Genomic DNA, 16779 nt, shown 5'->3' with positions numbered 1-16779 from the left:
CCGTGGCTGACGACGTCCCGACGATTTGGAGTGACCACGTGGATGCGGTTCGCATCGCCCTTCAGGTCCTGCTGGTGCTGTCCAGCCTGGTCCTGACCCTCTTCATCCTGCTGCACAAGGGCAAGGGTGGTGGCCTGTCCGACATGTTCGGTGGCGGCATGTCGACCTCGCTCGGCGGGTCGTCGGTTGCCGAGCGCAACCTCGACCGCTTCACCGTGGCCGTGGCCGCGGTGTGGGCGACGGCCATCATCGGACTGGGCCTGCTGGCCCGTTTCGCGAGCTGAGAGGACGACACCATGGCGAGTGGTAACGCGATTCGCGGAAGTCGGGTCGGCGCCGGCCCCATGGGCGAGGCGGAGCGCGGCGACGCCGCTCCCCGCGTCCACATCTCCTACTGGTGCTCCAACGGGCACGAGACGCGCCCGAGCTTCGCGCAAGAGCCCGGCATGGTGCTGCCCGAGACGTGGGACTGCCCGCGCTGCGGCTTCCCCGCCGGCCAGGACAAGGAGAACCCTCCCGCCCCGCCGAAGGTCGAGCCCTACAAGACGCACCTGGCCTACGTGAAGGAGCGGCGCAGCGACGCCGACGGCGCGGCCATCCTCGACGAGGCCCTCAGCACGCTTCGCGAGCGCGGCCTCATCCAGTGAGCTGAGCGGTCGTCGCCACGGCGGCCGCACGACGAAGGGCCCGGGAGGATCTCCCGGGCCCTTCGTCGTTCCCGTTCGCAGGCGCTGCGCGACCCGATGGCGTATGCCGTGCGGCGGGGTCGTCAGCCCAGCGCCGAGGCCGCGTCGGCGTCGACGAGCCACAGGGTGGCGTCGGTGCCCCGCGGCCCGGCTGCCGGAACGTCCCAGCGGTCGGCACCGGGAGCGAGCGCAGCCGCAACGGCCTGCGCCTTGTCGCTGCCCGCGACGAGGAACCACACCTCGTGGCTGCGTTCGAAGCACTCGAAGGTGAGGCTCACGCGGTCCGGCGGCGGCTTGGGGGAGTCGTGCACCGCCACGGCGATGGCGTCGGTCTGGCGCTGCGCCGGGTGGTGCGGGAAGAGCGAGGCCACGTGCCCGTCAGGACCGACGCCGAAGAGCACGACGTCCCAGGCCTTCTGGCCGTGCGCCCTGATCGTCTCGCCGTAGGCCTGCGCGCTGGCCTCGGCGGTGTCGGACGTGTCGGGCCCGGCGACGCGGTGCACCTTCGCCGGGTCGAGTCCCAGGGCGCTGAGGCCGGCCTCGTCGTTCTGGGTGTCGTTGCGGTCGGGGTCGCCCGCGGGCAGGTAGCGCTCGTCGCCCCACCAGACCCGCACCCTCAACCAGTCGACGGCGGAGCGACCCGGTGTGCGCAGCACCGACGCGATGATCGCCGAGCCCATCGAGCCACCGGTCAGGGCGACCTGGGCCTCCGGGTTGCGGGTCTGCGCGTCGACGAGCGCGGTCACGAGACGAGCCGCGGCCGCATCGGCGAGGGACTGCTTGTCCGGGTGGACGACGACGCGGGGGGCCGCGGTCACGAGGTGGCCGCCTTCTTCGTCGCTGCCTTCGTCGTCGGAGCCTTGGTCGGCGCCTTCGTCGTTGCCTTCCGTGCCGAGGCCCTGGCGGGGGCCTTGGCAGGGGCCTTGGCAGGGGCCTTGGCAGGGGCCTTGGCAGGGGCCTTGGCAGGGGCCTTGGCAGGGGCCTTGGCGGTCCGCTTCGTCGACGACGTCCCGGCCGCCGCCTTCGTGGTGGACGTCTTCGTGGTGGCTGCCTTCGTCGCAGCCGCCTTCGTCGTCCTCCGCGAGGTCGTCGTGGCGGTTGCCTTCGAGTCGGCCGTCGGAGCGCTCGGCGCCGTCGAGGCCGACGCCGCGCTGGCCTGCTTGCGCGCCTTGGCGGCCTGCTTCTCGCGCGGCGTGCGCTTTCCGGCCAGCTTGCGCACCGTGGCGGCACGCACCTGCTCGGTCTCGGCATGCTCGGGCGCGGGCGGGGCAGTGATCATCGCGCTCGCCTCCTGGGCCGACTCGTCACGGCCCAGTCGTGCCGCGATGCGGCGTGACTCGGCCGGGTCCGGCGCCTTGCCGGCCTTGGCTGCCGCGGCGGCGGTGAGCCGCACCGGCTGGAGAGCCTCGAGTCCGTGCAGCAGCGCGTCCTCGTAGGCGTCGTCGGGGTCGAGACGGCGCAGCTCGTCGGCGAGGCACTCCGGCAGGTCGCGACGCGGCAGGCTGATCCGCCGGTCGGGCTGGCCGGGCTGCGACAGGGTGGCCACGACGTCACCCGGCCGCACGAGGTCGATCGGGCCGCTCTTGCGGTCGAGCCGCACCGAGCTGATGCCGGACCCCCGGGGGGTCGAGACGCGGTGGACCGGCACCTTGAGCCGGCGCTGCAGCCACGCGGCCAGCAGGTCCGACGAGGGGGAGTCGGGCGCGCCACTGACGACAGCGCTCGTGATCGGCTCGTAGGGAGGCTGGTCGAGCGCGGCGGCGAGCAGACCGCGCCAGTGCGTGATCCGCGTCCACGCGAGGTCGGTGTCACCCGGCGCATAGGTCGCGACCCGCTTCTTGAGCATGAGCCGCGGGTTGCGGTGCTCGGCCACGTCGGTGATGCGGCGCTGGGCCATCGCCCCGATGGGGTCCTTGCCCACGTCGGCGGGCGCCTCGCCCGGCCACCACGCGACGATGGGCGAGTCGGGCAGCAGCAGCGGCACGACGACGCTGGGGCCGTGGTTGGCGAGCGTCCCGTAGAGGCGCAGCACGACGATCTCGCTCGCCCCGGCGTCGCCGCCGAGGCGGATCTGGGCGTCGAGCCGGTTCTTGCCGCGACGGTCGCCGGGGATGACGACGATGATGCGGCAGGGGTGCTGCCTGCTCGCCTGGTTCGCCACGTCGATGGCGTGGCCGGCGTCGGTGTCCTCGACGACGATGACGAGCGTCAGCACCCGGCCGAGCGCCATGGCGCCGACCTCGTTGCGCAGGCGGACCAGCGTCTTGCTGATGCCCGTCGTCGTGGTGTCGGTCAGGTCGCGGATCACGGCATCCTCCACGTGCGTCCGTCGCGTTCGAGCATTCGGTCGGCGGATGCCGGGCCCCACGTGCCGGCGACGTACTGCTCCGGCTTCCCGCCCTTGGCCCAGTGCTTCATGAGCGGGTCGAGGATCCGCCACGAGGACTCGACCTCCTCGTGGCGGGGGAAGAGCGGGGGCTCCCCGAGCAGGACGTCGAGGATGAGGCGCTCGTAGGCCTCGGGGGAGGCCTCCGTGAACGACGAGCCGTAGCCGAAGTCCATCGTCACGTCGCGCACCTCCATCTGCGCACCCGGCACCTTGGAGCCGAAGCGGATGGTCACCCCCTCGTCGGGTTGCACGCGGATGACGATGGCGTTCTGCCCGAGCTCCTCGGTGGCGGTGTGCTCGAAGGGCAGGTGCGGGGCGCGCTTGAAGACGACGGCGATCTCGGTGACGCGCTTGCCGAGCCGCTTGCCGGTGCGCAGGTAGAACGGCACCCCGGCCCAGCGCCGCGTGTCGACCTCGAGGGTCACCGCGGCGAAGGTCTCGGTGGTCGACGCGGGGTCGACGCCGTCCTCCTCGAGGTAGCCGACGACCTCCTCTGCACCCTGCCAGCCGGCGGCATACTGCCCACGAGCGGCACCCTTGTCGAGGTCCTTCGGCAGACGGACGGCCGAGAGCACCTTCTCCTTCTCGGCCCGCAGGTCCTTCGCGTCGAAGGAGACGGGCTCCTCCATGGCGGTGAGGGCGAGCAGCTGGAGGAGGTGGTTCTGGATGACGTCGCGGGCCGCGCCGATGCCGTCGTAGTAGCCGGCGCGGCCGGCGATGCCGATGTCCTCGGCCATCGTGATCTGCACGTGGTCGACGTAGTTGGCATTCCAGACCGGCTCGAAGAGCTGGTTGGCGAAGCGCAGCGCGAGGAGGTTCTGGACCGTCTCCTTGCCGAGGTAGTGGTCGATGCGGAAGACCGAGTCGGGCGGGAAGACCCCCTCGACGATGGCGTTGAGCTCCTGAGCGCTCTTGAGGTCGTGGCCGAAGGGCTTCTCGATGATGACGCGTCGCCAGCTGTCGCCCTCGGCCGTCGTCAGGCCACACCGTTCGAGCTGCTCGCACACCGTCGCGAAGAAGCCGGGCGGGATGGAGAGGTAGAAGGCGTGGTTGCCACCGGTGCCGCGGTCGCGGTCGAGCTCGTCGACCGTCTTCGCGAGCAGGTCGAACGCGGCCGGGTCGTCGAACGTGCCGGGCACGAAGCGGAAGCCCTCGGAGAGGTTGCGCCAGACGTCCTCGCTGAAGGGCGTGCGCGCGTGCTGCTTGACGGCGTCGTGCACGACCTGACCGAAGTCCTGGGTGGCCCAGTCGCGGCGGGCAAAGCCGACGAGAGAGAAGCCCGGCGGAAGGAGACCCCGGTTGGCGAGGTCATAGATCGCGGGCATGAGCTTCTTGCGGGCGAGGTCACCCGTCACGCCGAAGAGCACGAGGCCGCACGGGCCGGCGATGCGGGGGAGTCGCTTGTCCTGTGCGGTGCGAAGGGGGTTCTCCCCGTGGGCGATTCGCGCCGGGGTCATCCACGCCCTCCCTGCGACAACGCGGCTGTGACCTGGGCGAGGCCGGCGTCGTGGTCGGTCAGGTGGAGGCGCAGGACCGGCCGGCCGTGGTCGGCGAGCACCTGGGCGTCTCCGCCGGCCTGCGAGGCGATGAAGTCGCCGAAGGTGAACTCGCGACCGGGGATGGACAGGTCCTGACCGGGAGCCGTCGTGATCTGCACGTAGACGCCCACGCCGGGGCCGCCCTTGTGGAACTGACCCGTGGAGTGCAGGAAGCGGGGCCCCCAGCCCAAGGTCGTCGGGCGGCCCGTGCGCTCGGCGATCCGGGCCCGCACGGCGGCGAGGTCGGCGTCGCCGAGCCGGTCGAGGTAGGCCATGACGGCGACGTAGCCGTGCTCGGGGTCGAGCTGACCGAGCAGCGCGTCGACCGCCTCGGCGACCGTCGAGGCGGAGCCCAGCCAGTCGCCGCCCATCGCGCGGATCTCGACGGCACCATCGGTGGCCGCGGGGTCCTCGCTCGCCGCGGTGCCCTGGTCGAGCAGGGCGCGGGCGGCCTTCTTGGCCGACTCGACGTCGGGCTGGTCGAAGGGGTTGATGCCGAGCAGGCGCCCGGCGACGGCGGTCGCGGCCTCCCAGAGGAGCAGCTGGGCACCGAGGGCGCCGCTCACGCGCACGTCATCGCCTGACGCCGCGGCGTCGTCGTCGACGGACGCGAGCCGGGCCACGAGCACGTCGGCCGCGGGGGAGCGCACCTCGGGTGCGTCGCCACCCTCGACGACGACGGGCAGCACTCCCGTGCCGTCCTTGCCGGTGGACTCGGCGATGAGCTGCTCGGCCCAGTCGGCGAACCCGACGATCCCCGAGCCCTCGTCGACGAGGACGAGCTTGTCGCGCAGCGGCACGGTGCCACCCATCGCGGCCCCGAGGCGCAGCGCGGGGTTGGCCTCGTCATCCTCGGCGAGGAGGTCCGCCACGGACTCCGCCTCGTCGAGAAGGGCACCGACGTCGACGCCGGCGAGCCCGCTCGGCACGAGGCCGAACGCCGTCAGGGCGCTGTAGCGGCCGCCCACGTCGGGGTCGGCGTTGACGACGCGGTAGCCCTTGGCCCGCGAGTCCTGGTCGAGCGGGCTGCCCGGGTCGGTGACGATGACGATGCGGGTGGCGGGGTCGATGCCGGCGTCGGTGAAGGCACCTTCGTAGGCCCGGCGCTGCGAGTCCGTCTCGACGGTGGAGCCGGACTTGCTCGACACGACGACGACCGTGTGCTCGAGGTCGTCGCCGAGCGCGCGCCGCACGTAGTCGGGGTCGGACGAGTCGAGCACGACGAGGTCCTTGCCGGCCGTCGCGCAGATCACCTCGGGCGCGAGCGAGGACCCTCCCATGCCGCAGAGCACGACGTGGGTGAGGCCCCGGGAGGCGAAGTCGTCGCGCAGCGCCTCGATCTCGCCGACGAGCGGCCGGGACGAGCGCGGCAGGCCGACCCACGAGAGACGGATGCGCGACTCGGACTCGGCCTCGGGTCCCCACAGCGTCGCGTCCTGCGCGAAGAGCCTGCTCGCCACCTGGTCGGCGACGAGCGCGGGAACGTGGGCTGCGATGGCATCGGCGGCTGCGCCGGAGGCGCTCACCGACAGCGAGCTCATGCCGAGACCTTCGCCATCTCGGCCTTGACGCCGTCGAGCAGCTCGCCCCAGGCCTTCTCGAACTTGTCGACGCCCTCCTCCTCGAGCAGCTCGACCACCTCGGTGTAGGAGACGCCGATGCGCTCGAGGTCGTCGAGCAGGTTGCTCGCCAGCTCGTAGCCACCGGTCACGGTGTCACCGTGGATGTCGCCGTGGTCGGCGGTCGCCTCGAGCGTCTTGCCGGGCATCGTGTTGACGACGTCGGCGGCGACGAGCTCGGTGACGTAGAGGGTGTCGGGGTAGGCCGGGTCCTTGACTCCGGTGGACGCCCACAGGGGGCGCTGCGGGTTGGCGCCCTCGTCGGCGAGCGAGCCCCAGCGCGGCGTCGAGAAGACCTCCTCGAACGCCTGGTAGGCGAGCCGCGCGTTGGCGAGTCCGGCCTTGCCCTTGAGCCCCCGGGCCTCGCTCGTGCCGATGGCGTCGAGGCGCTTGTCGATCTCGGTGTCGACGCGCGAGACGAAGAAGGATGCGACGGAGTGGATCGTGGAGAGGTCCTTGCCCGCGGCGTGGGCCTTCTCGAGGCCCTCGAGGTAGGCGTTCATGACGGCGCGGTAGCGCTCGAGGGAGAAGATCAGGGTCACGTTGACGCTGATGCCCTCGGCGATCGTCGCCGTGATGGCCGGCAGGCCGGCCCTGGTCGCGGGGATCTTGATGAGGACGTTCTCGCGGCCGACCGCGTCGTGCAGCTGCTTGGCCTGCGCGATGGTCTCGTCGGTGTCGTGGGCGAGCCGGGGGTCGACCTCGATCGACACGCGGCCGTCGACGCCCTTCGTCGACTCGTAGATCGGCAGGAAGATGTCGCACGCCTCGCGGACGTCGGAGGTCGTCAGCTCGAAGACGACCTCCTCGACGTCCTTGCCGGCCGCCGTCAGGGCCGCGAGGTCCTTGTTGTAGCGGTCGCCCTTGGAGAGCGCAGCCTGAAAGATGGACGGGTTGGAGGTGAGGCCGACGACGTTGCGCTCCTCCACCAGCTGGGCGATCTCGCCGGTCTCGATCAGCTCGCGCGACAGGTCGTCGAGCCAGATCGAGACGCCGGCGTCGGAGAGGGCCTGGGTGTTCGGGTTGGACATGCTGTTCACTTCCCCTTGCTCGTGGCGGATGCTGCCGACTGCGAAGCCCGGTCACTGGCCTCCACGTCGGAGCCCATGACATCGGTCGAGGCGCTCTGGGCGGCGCGGCTCGGGTTGGTCTCGGTGACTCGCGGGGCCGTGCGCGCCGAGGCACCGGCGGCCTTGATGGAGTCCTTGGCGGCCTTGACGACGGCGTCGGCGGTGATGCCGAACTCGCGGTAGAGCGTCGCCTGGTCGGCCGACGCACCGAAGTGCTCGATGCTGACACTGCGGCCGGCGTCGCCGACGATGTCGTGCCAACCCATCGAGACCGCGGCCTCGACGCTGACCCTGGCGCGCACCGCGGGGGGCAGGACCTTGTCCTGGTAGGAACGGGACTGCTTCTCGAACCATTCCCGGCAGGGCATCGACACGACGCGCGTCGAGACCTTCGACTTCTCGAGGCGCTCGGCCGCCTGGACGGCGAGCTGCACCTCGGAGCCGGTGGCGACGATGATGACGTCCGGCTCGCCCGTGCGTGACTCCTCGACGAGGACATAGGCCCCCTTGGCGACACCGCTCGTCTTGCCGTACTTCGTGCGGTCCCACGTGGGGACGTTCTGTCGAGTGAGGCAGAGGGCGGCCGGGCCGTCGGTGTTCGTGAGGATCTGCGCCCACGCCGCCGCGGTCTCGTTGGCGTCCGCGGGGCGCACGACGTCGAGCCCGGGAATCGCACGCAGGGCCGCGAGGTGCTCGATCGGCTGGTGCGTCGGACCGTCCTCGCCGAGGCCGATCGAGTCGTGCGTCCAGACGTAGGTGACGGGTGCCTGCTGGATCGCGGCGAGGCGCACCGCGGGCCGCATGTAGTCGGAGAAGACGAGGAACGTGCCGCCGTACGGACGGGTGAGCCCTTCGAGCGCGATCCCGTTGAGGATCATGCCCATGCCGTTCTCACGGATGCCGAAGTGGAGCGTGCGGCCGAAGGGGCCGCCCTTCCACGTCGAGGTCTGCTTCGAGCTCGGGATGAAGGAGGGCTGGCCCTCCATCGTCGTGTTGTTGGACTCGGCGAGGTCGGCCGAGCCGCCCCAGAGCTCGGGCATGACGTCGGCGATCGCCGTCAGCACCTTGCCGCTGGCCGCGCGGGTCGCGAGCCCCTTCTCGTCGGCGGGGAACGTCGGCAGGGCCTTCTTGAGGCCGGCCGGGGCCGTGCCGGCGAGGATGCGATCGAGCAGGGCCGCGCGGTCGGGGTTCGCCTTGCGCCAGGCCTTGAAGCCCTTGTCCCACTCGCGGTGCGCGGCCTTGCCCCGCTTGACGACGTCGCGCGCGTGCTTGAGGACGGCGGGCTCGACGACGAAGGACTTCTTCGGGTCGAAGCCGAGCAGCTCCTTCGTCGCGCCGATCTCCTCGTCGCCGAGGGCGGAGCCGTGCGACTTGCCGGTGTTCTGCTTGGTCGGCGCGGGCCACGCGATGATCGTGTGCAGCACGACGAGGGTCGGCTTGCCTGCCACCTTGTCGCCCGAGCGGATCGCTGTGAGCAGGGCATCCACGTCCTCGACGTAGGTCGCGCCGTCGGCGTCCTTGCGCCAGTCGACGTCCACGACGTGCCAGCCGTATGCCGCGAAGCGGGCTGCGACGTCCTCGCTGAAGGCGATGTCGGTGTCGTCCTCGATCGAGATCTGGTTGGCGTCGTAGACGACCGTGAGGTTGCCGAGCTCCTGGTGGCCGGCGAGCGCGCACGCCTCGTGGCTCACGCCCTCCTGCATGTCGCCGTCGGAGGCGATGACGTAGACGTGGTGGTCGAACGGGCTCGTGCCCGGCTTGGCGTCGGGGTCGAAGAGCCCGCGCTGCCGCCGTTGGGCCATCGCCATGCCCACGGCGGAGGCGAGGCCCGAGCCGAGCGGTCCGGTCGTGATCTCGACGCCCCTGGTGTGGTGGACCTCCGGGTGGCCAGGGGTCTGCGATCCCCAGGTGCGCAGCGCCTTGAGGTCGTCGAGCGAGAGGCCGTAGCCGGAGAGGTAGAGCTGGATGTACTGCGTGAGGCTCGAGTGCCCGCACGACAGGACGAAGCGGTCGCGCCCGAGCCACGACGGGTCGCTCGGGTCGTGCGTCATGACGTTCTGGTAGAGCAGGTAGGCGAGCGGAGCGAGCGACATCGCGGTGCCCGGGTGCCCGTTGCCGACCTTCTGGACGGCATCCGCCGCGAGCAGGCGCGTCGTGTCCACGGCACGCACGTCGAGGTCGGACCAGCCCGCCTTCTTCGCCACGGGCCGGGGGAGACCGGGATCACGACCAGCCAGCGGTCCGTCTGCTTTCCCCTTCCCCGCGGAGCTGGAACGGGTGGGCTTCTTCGCCGACGTGGCGGTGCTGGTCACGAACGGGTCTCCTTCGCCAGAAAGGTGGATCTCACGTATGCCGCGAGCCTAGTCCCAGCACGGATGCCGCTGTCAGCACGACCGGTTCGTGAACGACTGCATTGCGGGCGCGGGAGGGGTGGCACTGCGGCAGGGTGAGGGGGTGGGCAGACCGGCCGACGGGCGAGCGAGTGAAGCCCCGCGCGAGTGACGGTCTAGACTTGCGACGCCATGCTCCGTACCCGACCGTCGGAGCGACGAACCCAGCGATGAGGATCTCAGTGACAACGGTGGACCCCCGCGCCGACCTGTCGGCGCTGCACGGTCCCGACGGCAGTGGACCCACGTTCGTCCTCGGGCAGTACGTCTCCCTCATGAAGCCGCGGATCATCGAGCTGCTGCTCATCACGACGATCCCCGTCATGTTCCTCGCCCAGCAGGGTGTGCCCGACCTCTGGCTCGTCGTCGCGACGGTCGTCGGGGGCACGCTGTCGGCCGGGTCGGCGAACACCCTCAACTGCTACATCGACCGCGACATCGACGCCGTCATGCACCGCACGAGCAACCGCCCCCTCGTCACCGGCACGGTGACGCCGCGGGGAGCGCTCCTCTTCGGGGTGACGCTGGCGGTCGTCTCGACCGTCTGGCTCGGGGTGCTCGTCAACTGGCTGAGCGCGTGGCTCGCCCTCGCGGCCCTGCTCTTCTACGTCGTCGGCTACACGCTGCTGCTCAAGCGGCGCACGGCGCAGAACATCGTCTGGGGTGGCGCGGCCGGCTGCATGCCGGTGCTCATCGGGTGGTCGGCCGTCACCGGCTCGGTCAGCTGGTCGGCGTTCATCCTCTTCATGGTCATCTTCTTCTGGACCCCGCCGCACTACTGGCCGCTCTCGCTGCGCTACAAGGACGACTACGCCACAGCCCACGTGCCGATGCTGCCCGTCGTCGAGCGCTTCGTCGTCGTGGCCAAGCAGATCGTGGCCTACTCGTGGGCGATGGTCCTCACCTCGCTCGCCCTCATCCCGGTGCAGTCGATGGGCTGGGTCTACACCGTCGCGGCCGTCGTGTCGGGTGCGCTCTTCCTCGCTGAGGCCCACCGCCTGCTGTCGCGGGCCCGCGCCGGAGTGGCCGAGGAGGCGCTGCGCCCCATGCGCCTCTTCCACTTCTCGATCACCTACTTGACGATCCTCTTCGTCGGCGTTGCCCTCGACCCGATCTGGCACCTCCCGCTCCCCGGCCTGGGCTGAGCCCGCTCTGTCGAGAAGTGGGCACTCGACTGGTTGGGTGCCCACCACCACACGGTCGAGTGCCCACTTCTCGACGAGGCGGTATGCCGGCCGGCTGGCTCGGCGGGTCAGCGCACGGGGAGGCCGTCGGCGAGCTCGAGGGTCGCGTGGCCGGCACCGGCAGAGGCCAGGCTCGTCAGCATCCGCTCGTTGTAGGGCGCGACCCGTCCGCTCAGCTCGTGCGGCGCGACCCAGTGGACGGCGCGGATCTCGCGCTCGAGGAGGCGTACGCGCGCCAGGGCCGCGGGAGTCGGCGTCTCGACCTCGTAGACGAAGAGCACCGCGTCGCCCCATCCGAGCCAGGGGGCGAGCCAGTTCGTCGCGAGCAGGCGGCCGACCGTCACCTCGAGGGCGAGCTCCTCACGGATCTCGCGGGCCACGCAGTCGCGGGGCGGCTCGCCCGGGTCGACGACGCCTCCGGGCAGGTCCCAGTCGCGCTTGTAGACCGGCTCGCAGAGCAGCACGTTGCCGGCCGCGTCTCGGATGAGTCCCTGCCCGATGACCCGCTTGGTCGGCAGCACGGAGTCGAGCATCGCCGTGAAGCCCTCTCGGGTGCCGGGCGCCGGGTCGTCGGCCAGGCGACCGAGGACGACGGTGTCGTGCACCTCGCCGCCGAGCGTCGTGTTGCCGCGGAGCAGCCCCTCGCGACGCAACCCGGCCCATAGCGCCGTCCGGAGCGAGGCGCGGTTGAGCGGGTTGACCTCGGCCTCGACCCGGCGCAGGCCGAGGTCCGTGAAGGCCCAGTCGACGAGGAGGCGCACGGCGCGGGACGCGACGCCCCTGCCGCGGTAAGGGGCATACGTGACCCACGAGAGCACACCGACACCGTCGGAGCGCCGGCGCACGTCGACGGAGCCGGCGGGAGCGCCGCGCCACTCGACGAGGAAGGTCACCTTGGCGCGGGCGTCCGACCACTCGGCGTGGGTCTGCTCGACCCAGGAGCGGTGGTGCTCGCTCGTGGGCGGCGTCGCGGCGACGTCGAACCAGTGGGCGATCTCCGCGTCGTGCAGCAGCCGGGTGGCCTCGACGTCCGCCACGGTCCACGGCCGCAGTCGCAGGTCGCCATCGTGGAGGGCCGGCTGCTCGTCACTCACCCGGTCCACCCTACGGTCGCCGTCGGGTCAGACGGGATGGCGCCGCGTCGCGAGCACGCCCCAGGTGAGGGCGGCCACGAGCAGGCTCGCCCCGAGCATGTGGAGCAGCACGAGGACGATCGGCAGGGCGGTGAAGTACTGCACGTAGCCGATGACGCCCTGCGCGAGCGTGACCGCGAGGACGGCCCACCAGGCCCGGCGCACCTCGTCGGTCTTCGCGGTGATGAGCACGGCGACGAGGGTCGCGACGACGAGGCCGGAGAAGAGCATGACGGCGTCGGCGTGCAGCCACGACACGACGCGGGGGTCGAAGCCGGTGCGGGCCGGGGTGTCGGCGTCACCCGAGTGCGGACCCGATCCGGTGACGATCGTGCCGAGCACGACGACGACGGCCCCGACGAGGCTCGTGACGAGTGCGACGACGCGGGCCAGGGGGTGCACGAGCAGCTCGCCCGGACCCGACACGTCGTCGCGACTACCGCGCACGAGCGCCGTGGACAGTGCGACGAGCACCATCGAGAGGAGGAAGTGGCTCGCGACGAGCCACGGGTTGAGACCGGTCAGCACGGTGATGCCGCCGAGGATGGCCTGCGCCGGGATGCCGGCGAGGACCCCGACCGCGACGAGCTGGAGCCGCCCGCGCTCGGGCCACGCCGTCACGACGGAGTAGAGGGCTGCGAGCGCGAGGATGACGACGGCGAAGGTCAGCAGCCGGTTGCCGAACTCCACGAGGTCGTGGATCTGGCTCTCGTCGGTGCGCACCGGGGTGAACGAGCCGGGCACGCACTCCGGCCACGTGGGGCAGCCGAGACCGCTGCCGGTGAGGCGCACGACGCCTCCGGTGACGACGATCCCGATCTCGCCGACGAGGTTGGCGATGAGGATGCCGCGGGCCCAGGGGCGCGGCACACGAGGCAGCCGGGAGGCGACGGAGGAGACGAGCGACACGAGGGAAGCGTAAGCGCTGGCGGCTGACCCTCCGGCACCCGCCCCCGAGCGGGAGCGCAGCGGCCGGTCAGGCGAGGCCCGCCCACGTGACCTCGGCTCCGGCGTGCCCGGCCAGTACGACGGTGATGAGCGCTGCGAGTGCCGACACGACGAGCAGGATCGCGAGCGGCACCTCGAGCATCCGGCGGCGCGGCTCGTCCTCGTCGGGCGCCCGCAGGAACCATGCCGCCACGAGGCAGAGCACCATGAAGAGCAGGCAGATGATCTTCGCCCGGTCGCCCCACTCGACGTGCTCGCGCAGCAGGTCGAAGTCGGTCGTGGCGGCTCGGACCTGCGTCACCCGCCGCTGCAGGGCCTCACCGCTCTCGGCCGCGACGAAGGCCGTGACCCCCGAGATGACCCCACCGATCGCGACCGGCCAGCGGAGCAGGTGGCGCCACACGGGCCGCACCGCGAAGGCGATGGCGACGAGTGCCGACAGCGGCACGAGGACGACCACGGCGTGGATGATCAGCGCGTGCATCGGCAGGCCGAAGATGTAGTCGAACACGTCGCCTCCATGCGGTCGGGGAGCGGGCCGGGGTGCCCTCAGCCCGAGTGTGCCCTAAGCGTCAGTCGTCGAAGCGGAAGAAACGCGCAGCCAGGGCGCTCGCCAGCACTCCCCAGACGACGACGACTCCGAGGGCGGGGAGGTTCAGCGTGCCGTCGACGAGGGCCGAGCGCAGCCCGTCGGCGAGCCCGGCCGACGGCAGCAGCGCCGCGACGCTCGCCAGGCCGTCGGGCAGCTCGGTGCGCGGCACGATGACGCCACCACCGACGAGCAGCAGCACCCAGATGAGGTTGGCGAGCGCGAGCACGGCCTCGGAGCGCAGCGTGCCGGCGAGCAGGAGGGCGAGGGCCACGAAGGCCCACGTGCCCACGATGACGAAGAGGACGGCATACGGGATGCCGCCGAGGTCGGGCTGCCATCCGAGGGCGACCCCGATGACCGCGATGACGGCGATCTGGATGATCTCGATCGCCAGCGTGGCGAGCACCTTGGCCGCGATGAGCCCGCCCCGCCCGAGGGGCGTCGTGCCGAGGTAGCGCAGCACGGCATACCGGCGGTCGAAGCCCGTCGAGATGGCCTGCGACGTGAACGAGGCCGAGATCACGCACAGCGCGATGACCCCGGGCACCGCGACGTCGATGCGGCGCCCCGGCCCGAGGGAGGGGGAGCCGGTGGCGTGGAGGCCGACGAGCACGAGCGCGGGCAGCACGAGCGAGACGAGCAGCTGCTCGCCGTTGCGCAGCAGCGTCGAGGTCTCGAAACCCGCCTGGGCGAGGACGCGCCGCCGAGGGGCCGCGGCCCGGGTGGCGGGGCGGGGCGGCGCGGTGGTCATGCGGCCCCCTTCCGCGTGAGGCTGAAGTAGAGCTCCTCGAGCGAGCCGGCACCGACGACGTCGGCCAAGGGGCCTTCGGCGACGGTGCGCCCGGCGCTCATGATGACGAGGTGGTCAGCGAGCCGCTCGGCCTCCTCGAAGGAGTGCGTCGTCACGACGGTGGTCGTGCCCTCGTCTCTCAGCTCTCGGATGAGGTCCCACACGTCGAGGCGACCGTGGGGGTCGAGGCCCGCCACCGGCTCGTCGAGGAAGAGCACCTCGGGCCGGCCGAGGAGGGCGGCGGCGAGGGCGAGGCGCTGCTTCTGCCCACCCGAGAGCCGGCGCACCGTGGTGCCCGCGAAGTCGGGGACCCCGAGCCGGGCCGCGACCGCGTCGACGTCGGCGGGCTCTGCGTAGAAGCGCGCCAGGTGCTGGAGGAGGCGCATCGGCTTCGCGCCGTTCGGCAGGCCGCCACTCTGGAGCATCACCCCGACGCGGGCCCGGTGGTCGGGCCCTGCGGTGCCCGGATCGGTGTCGAGCACCCGCACGGTGCCGGAGTCGGGTCGCTGCAGGCCGACCGCGCACTCGATGGCCGTCGTCTTGCCGGCACCGTTGGGGCCGAGCACCGCGGTGACGGCGCCGGAGGGGGCCGTCCAGGACAGTCCGTCGAGGGCGTCGACGGCTCCGAACCGGCGACGGACGTCGGACAGTGTCACCGCTGCGGTCATGGCTGATGAGTCTAGGCTCGGTGTCACCACACCCGATGACCGCCCGGGTGAGACGAGGCCGCGACACCCGGCCGCCCCGCCCCCGCCGACGACCCCAGACTGGGAGAGCCCGACCTGTGAAGATCGACCCGGCCGCTCGGCCGTTCACCGTCATGGCAGCCGTGCCGACGGTGGTCGCCGCCCTTGCCCGACGCCCGCGCACGACCCTGGCCCTGGGGCTGCTGACCGCGGGAGTGACGCTCTTCTTCCGCGACCCGGACCGCACCCCCGACCGGTCGCCGGTCACCGACCCCGATGTCGTGCTCGCGCCGGCCGACGGCATCGTGACGCACGTCGGTGCACCCCAGCCCGGCATCGCGCCGCCGGGGGAGTGGCAGCAGGTGAGCATCTTCCTCTCGCTCCTCGACGTGCACATGAACCGCTCGCCCTACGGCGGCCGCGTCGTCGACGTCACCCACACCCAGGGCCGCTTCCTCGCCGCGTACCGCGCCGAGAGCGCGATGAAGAACGAGCGCAGCGAGGTCATCGTCGAGCAGGTCGTGCGCGGGCGCACCCGCCGCGTCGTCTACCGCCAGCTCGTCGGCCAGCTCGCGCGGCGCATCGTCACGCGCATCGAGCCCGGCGACGAGATCGCGACCGGGGAGCGCATGGGCCTGATGAAGTTCGGGTCGCGGATGGACGTCTTCGTGCCGCCGGAGGTCGTGCTCGAGGTGACCAAGGGCAAGCGCGCGGTCGGCGGGGAGACCGTGCTCGGACGCTTCCCGGCCACGGACCCGTCGTGACCGGCGGCGCGACCCCGAGCCGGCGCGAGCGCATCGGGCGCCGCTTCCAGCTCGTCTCCGCCACCGGCGCGCGCGTCGTGCCGTGGAGCCGGCTCAACCCTCGGGTCCGCGCTCGGGCGGTGCTGCCGAGCCTCTTCACCCTCGGCAACATGATCTGCGGGTTCTCGTCGGTGCTGCTCTCCTTCCAGACGCACTACCGCGCTGCCGCTGTGCTCATCGCGGTCTCGATCGTGCTCGACATCGCCGACGGCGCCGTCGCGCGCGCGGTCGGGGCGATCACCCCCTTCGGCCTGCAGTTCGACTCGCTCGCCGACCTCATCTCCTTCGGCATCGCGCCGGCCGTGCTCGTCTACACGTGGGCCCTGCCCGCCTACCCCGTGTGGGCCTGGGCCGGTGCGATGTTCTGGCTCGCCTGTGCGGCCTACCGCCTCGCCCGCTTCAACGTCACGATCGACCCGCTCGCCGACAAGCGCTACTTCGTCGGGCTCGCGAGCCCCGGTGCGGCGGGCGTCGTCATCGCGACCGTCCTCGCGATCGGCGACCCGCTCTACGACTGGGCGCCCCTGCTGCCGGTCGCCGCCGGGGTGCTGCCGGCTGCCCTCATGGCCACGTCGTTCCGGTTCCGGTCCTTCCGTGACCTGCTCTCGCCGCGTCACCTTCGCATCTCGGTGCCGCTCGGGATCCTGCTCGTCCTCGGCCTCATCTTCTTCCCCGGCGCGACGGCGCTCACGGTGGCCTACGGCTACGTGCTCACCTGCCCGCTGGGCTGGCTCACCGCGCCGCTGCGGCGGCGCTGGTTCGGGCCTGAGGCGGTCGCACCGCCGCGCCGCCGGCTGCCGTCGGTCATCATGCCGCCGGAGGCGGACCCGGACTACATGGACCCCGACGACGACAGCGACGACGTCTCCGCCCACGGGTCCGGCGAGGCACCCACGGGGGCCGACGACACGGTTAGGGGACCCTGACTAGAAGTCCTCGGGGTAATTAGGT

At 71.9% G+C, this 16779-nt stretch carries 16 protein-coding genes; 5 read left to right on the top strand and 11 right to left on the bottom strand.

Annotated elements, in window-relative coordinates; all coding sequences use genetic code 11:
• The first annotated feature begins 38 nt into the window (after positions 1-38).
• The gene (gene secG / locus FBY41_RS17755) at positions 39-284 is read left to right on the top strand and encodes a preprotein translocase subunit SecG (protein ID WP_141822052.1); all 246 of its coding nucleotides are present in this window, start codon (positions 39-41) and stop codon (positions 282-284) included.
• Between the two features lie 12 nt (positions 285-296).
• A complete protein-coding gene (locus tag FBY41_RS17750; protein ID WP_141845591.1) occupies positions 297-647 on the top strand; it encodes an RNA polymerase-binding protein RbpA in 351 nt (116 codons plus the stop codon).
• 122 nt (positions 648-769) lie between these two features.
• Here FBY41_RS17750 and pgl read toward each other — a convergent pair whose 3' ends face one another.
• The 6 genes from pgl to tkt are packed head-to-tail and all read right to left on the bottom strand — an operon-like array spanning position 770 to position 9614.
• Complete coding sequence (gene pgl, locus FBY41_RS17745; RefSeq protein ID WP_141845590.1) at positions 770-1504, bottom strand: 6-phosphogluconolactonase; 735 nt, start codon at positions 1502-1504, stop codon at positions 770-772.
• Positions 1501-2994, bottom strand: coding sequence for a glucose-6-phosphate dehydrogenase assembly protein OpcA (locus FBY41_RS24030; RefSeq protein WP_141845589.1), 1494 nt, complete (start codon positions 2992-2994; stop codon positions 1501-1503). The genes pgl and FBY41_RS24030 overlap by 4 nt, the downstream gene beginning before the upstream one ends.
• Complete coding sequence (zwf, locus tag FBY41_RS17735) at positions 2991-4532, bottom strand: glucose-6-phosphate dehydrogenase (protein WP_141845588.1); 1542 nt, start codon at positions 4530-4532, stop codon at positions 2991-2993. The genes FBY41_RS24030 and zwf overlap by 4 nt, the downstream gene beginning before the upstream one ends.
• Positions 4529-6154, bottom strand: coding sequence for a glucose-6-phosphate isomerase (locus FBY41_RS17730; RefSeq protein WP_141845587.1), 1626 nt, complete (start codon positions 6152-6154; stop codon positions 4529-4531). The genes zwf and FBY41_RS17730 overlap by 4 nt, the downstream gene beginning before the upstream one ends.
• Positions 6151-7263: a transaldolase gene (gene tal, locus FBY41_RS17725; protein ID WP_141845586.1), complete on the bottom strand. Its 1113-nt coding sequence runs from the start codon at positions 7261-7263 to the stop codon at positions 6151-6153. Before tal ends, FBY41_RS17730 begins: the two co-directional genes overlap by 4 nt.
• Positions 7264-7268: 5 nt before the next feature.
• Positions 7269-9614, bottom strand: coding sequence for a transketolase (tkt, locus tag FBY41_RS17720; protein WP_375869885.1), 2346 nt, complete (start codon positions 9612-9614; stop codon positions 7269-7271).
• A 260-nt stretch (positions 9615-9874) separates the two neighbouring features.
• On the opposite strand from tkt, the gene FBY41_RS17715 reads away from it, so the two are divergent.
• Positions 9875-10837 carry a heme o synthase gene (locus FBY41_RS17715; protein WP_375869884.1) on the top strand — a complete coding sequence of 321 codons (963 nt, stop codon included), beginning with the start codon at positions 9875-9877 and terminating at the stop codon, positions 10835-10837.
• Between the two features lie 107 nt (positions 10838-10944).
• Here the strand turns inward: FBY41_RS17715 and FBY41_RS17710 are convergent, their stop codons facing one another.
• The 5 genes from FBY41_RS17710 to FBY41_RS17690 form a co-directional block, all read right to left on the bottom strand.
• Positions 10945-11970, bottom strand: coding sequence for an NUDIX hydrolase (locus FBY41_RS17710; RefSeq protein ID WP_141845585.1), 1026 nt, complete (start codon positions 11968-11970; stop codon positions 10945-10947).
• Between the two features lie 27 nt (positions 11971-11997).
• Positions 11998-12918: a COX15/CtaA family protein gene (locus FBY41_RS17705; RefSeq protein WP_141845584.1), complete on the bottom strand. Its 921-nt coding sequence runs from the start codon at positions 12916-12918 to the stop codon at positions 11998-12000.
• A gap of 67 nt (positions 12919-12985) precedes the next feature.
• Positions 12986-13468: a DUF2231 domain-containing protein gene (locus FBY41_RS17700; RefSeq protein ID WP_141845583.1), complete on the bottom strand. Its 483-nt coding sequence runs from the start codon at positions 13466-13468 to the stop codon at positions 12986-12988.
• A gap of 61 nt (positions 13469-13529) precedes the next feature.
• The gene (locus FBY41_RS17695; RefSeq protein ID WP_141845582.1) at positions 13530-14300 is read right to left on the bottom strand and encodes an ABC transporter permease; all 771 of its coding nucleotides are present in this window, start codon (positions 14298-14300) and stop codon (positions 13530-13532) included.
• Positions 14297-15007 carry an ABC transporter ATP-binding protein gene (locus tag FBY41_RS17690; RefSeq protein WP_141845581.1) on the bottom strand — a complete coding sequence of 237 codons (711 nt, stop codon included), beginning with the start codon at positions 15005-15007 and terminating at the stop codon, positions 14297-14299. The genes FBY41_RS17695 and FBY41_RS17690 overlap by 4 nt, the downstream gene beginning before the upstream one ends.
• A gap of 116 nt (positions 15008-15123) precedes the next feature.
• Here FBY41_RS17690 and FBY41_RS17685 point away from each other — a divergent pair, with 116 nt between their 5' ends.
• Both FBY41_RS17685 and FBY41_RS17680 read left to right on the top strand, forming a co-directional pair.
• A complete protein-coding gene (locus tag FBY41_RS17685; RefSeq protein ID WP_141845580.1) occupies positions 15124-15789 on the top strand; it encodes a phosphatidylserine decarboxylase in 666 nt (221 codons plus the stop codon).
• Positions 15786-16754, top strand: coding sequence for a CDP-alcohol phosphatidyltransferase family protein (locus tag FBY41_RS17680; RefSeq protein WP_141845579.1), 969 nt, complete (start codon positions 15786-15788; stop codon positions 16752-16754). Before FBY41_RS17685 ends, FBY41_RS17680 begins: the two co-directional genes overlap by 4 nt.
• Positions 16755-16779: the final 25 nt, after the last annotated feature.

The organism is Humibacillus xanthopallidus (assembly GCF_006716675.1).
Taxonomy (GTDB): Bacteria; Actinomycetota; Actinomycetes; order Actinomycetales; family Dermatophilaceae; genus Humibacillus; species Humibacillus xanthopallidus_B.
The sequence above is the reverse complement of the archived record's forward strand: the minus strand, read 5'-3'. Positions and strand labels throughout refer to the sequence as shown.

Excerpts from the sequence above, each read along its gene's own strand:
- FBY41_RS17695 (WP_141845582.1), bottom strand. The coding sequence starts at position 14,300 with ATGACCACCGCGCCGCCCCGCCCCGCCACCCGGGCCGCGGCCCCTCGG.
- FBY41_RS17750 (WP_141845591.1), top strand. The coding sequence starts at position 297 with ATGGCGAGTGGTAACGCGATTCGCGGAAGTCGGGTCGGCGCCGGCCCC.
- tal (WP_141845586.1), bottom strand. The coding sequence starts at position 7,263 with ATGTCCAACCCGAACACCCAGGCCCTCTCCGACGCCGGCGTCTCGATC.
- FBY41_RS17730 (WP_141845587.1), bottom strand. The coding sequence starts at position 6,154 with ATGAGCTCGCTGTCGGTGAGCGCCTCCGGCGCAGCCGCCGATGCCATC.
- zwf (WP_141845588.1), bottom strand. The coding sequence starts at position 4,532 with ATGACCCCGGCGCGAATCGCCCACGGGGAGAACCCCCTTCGCACCGCA.
- FBY41_RS17690 (WP_141845581.1), bottom strand. The coding sequence starts at position 15,007 with ATGACCGCAGCGGTGACACTGTCCGACGTCCGTCGCCGGTTCGGAGCC.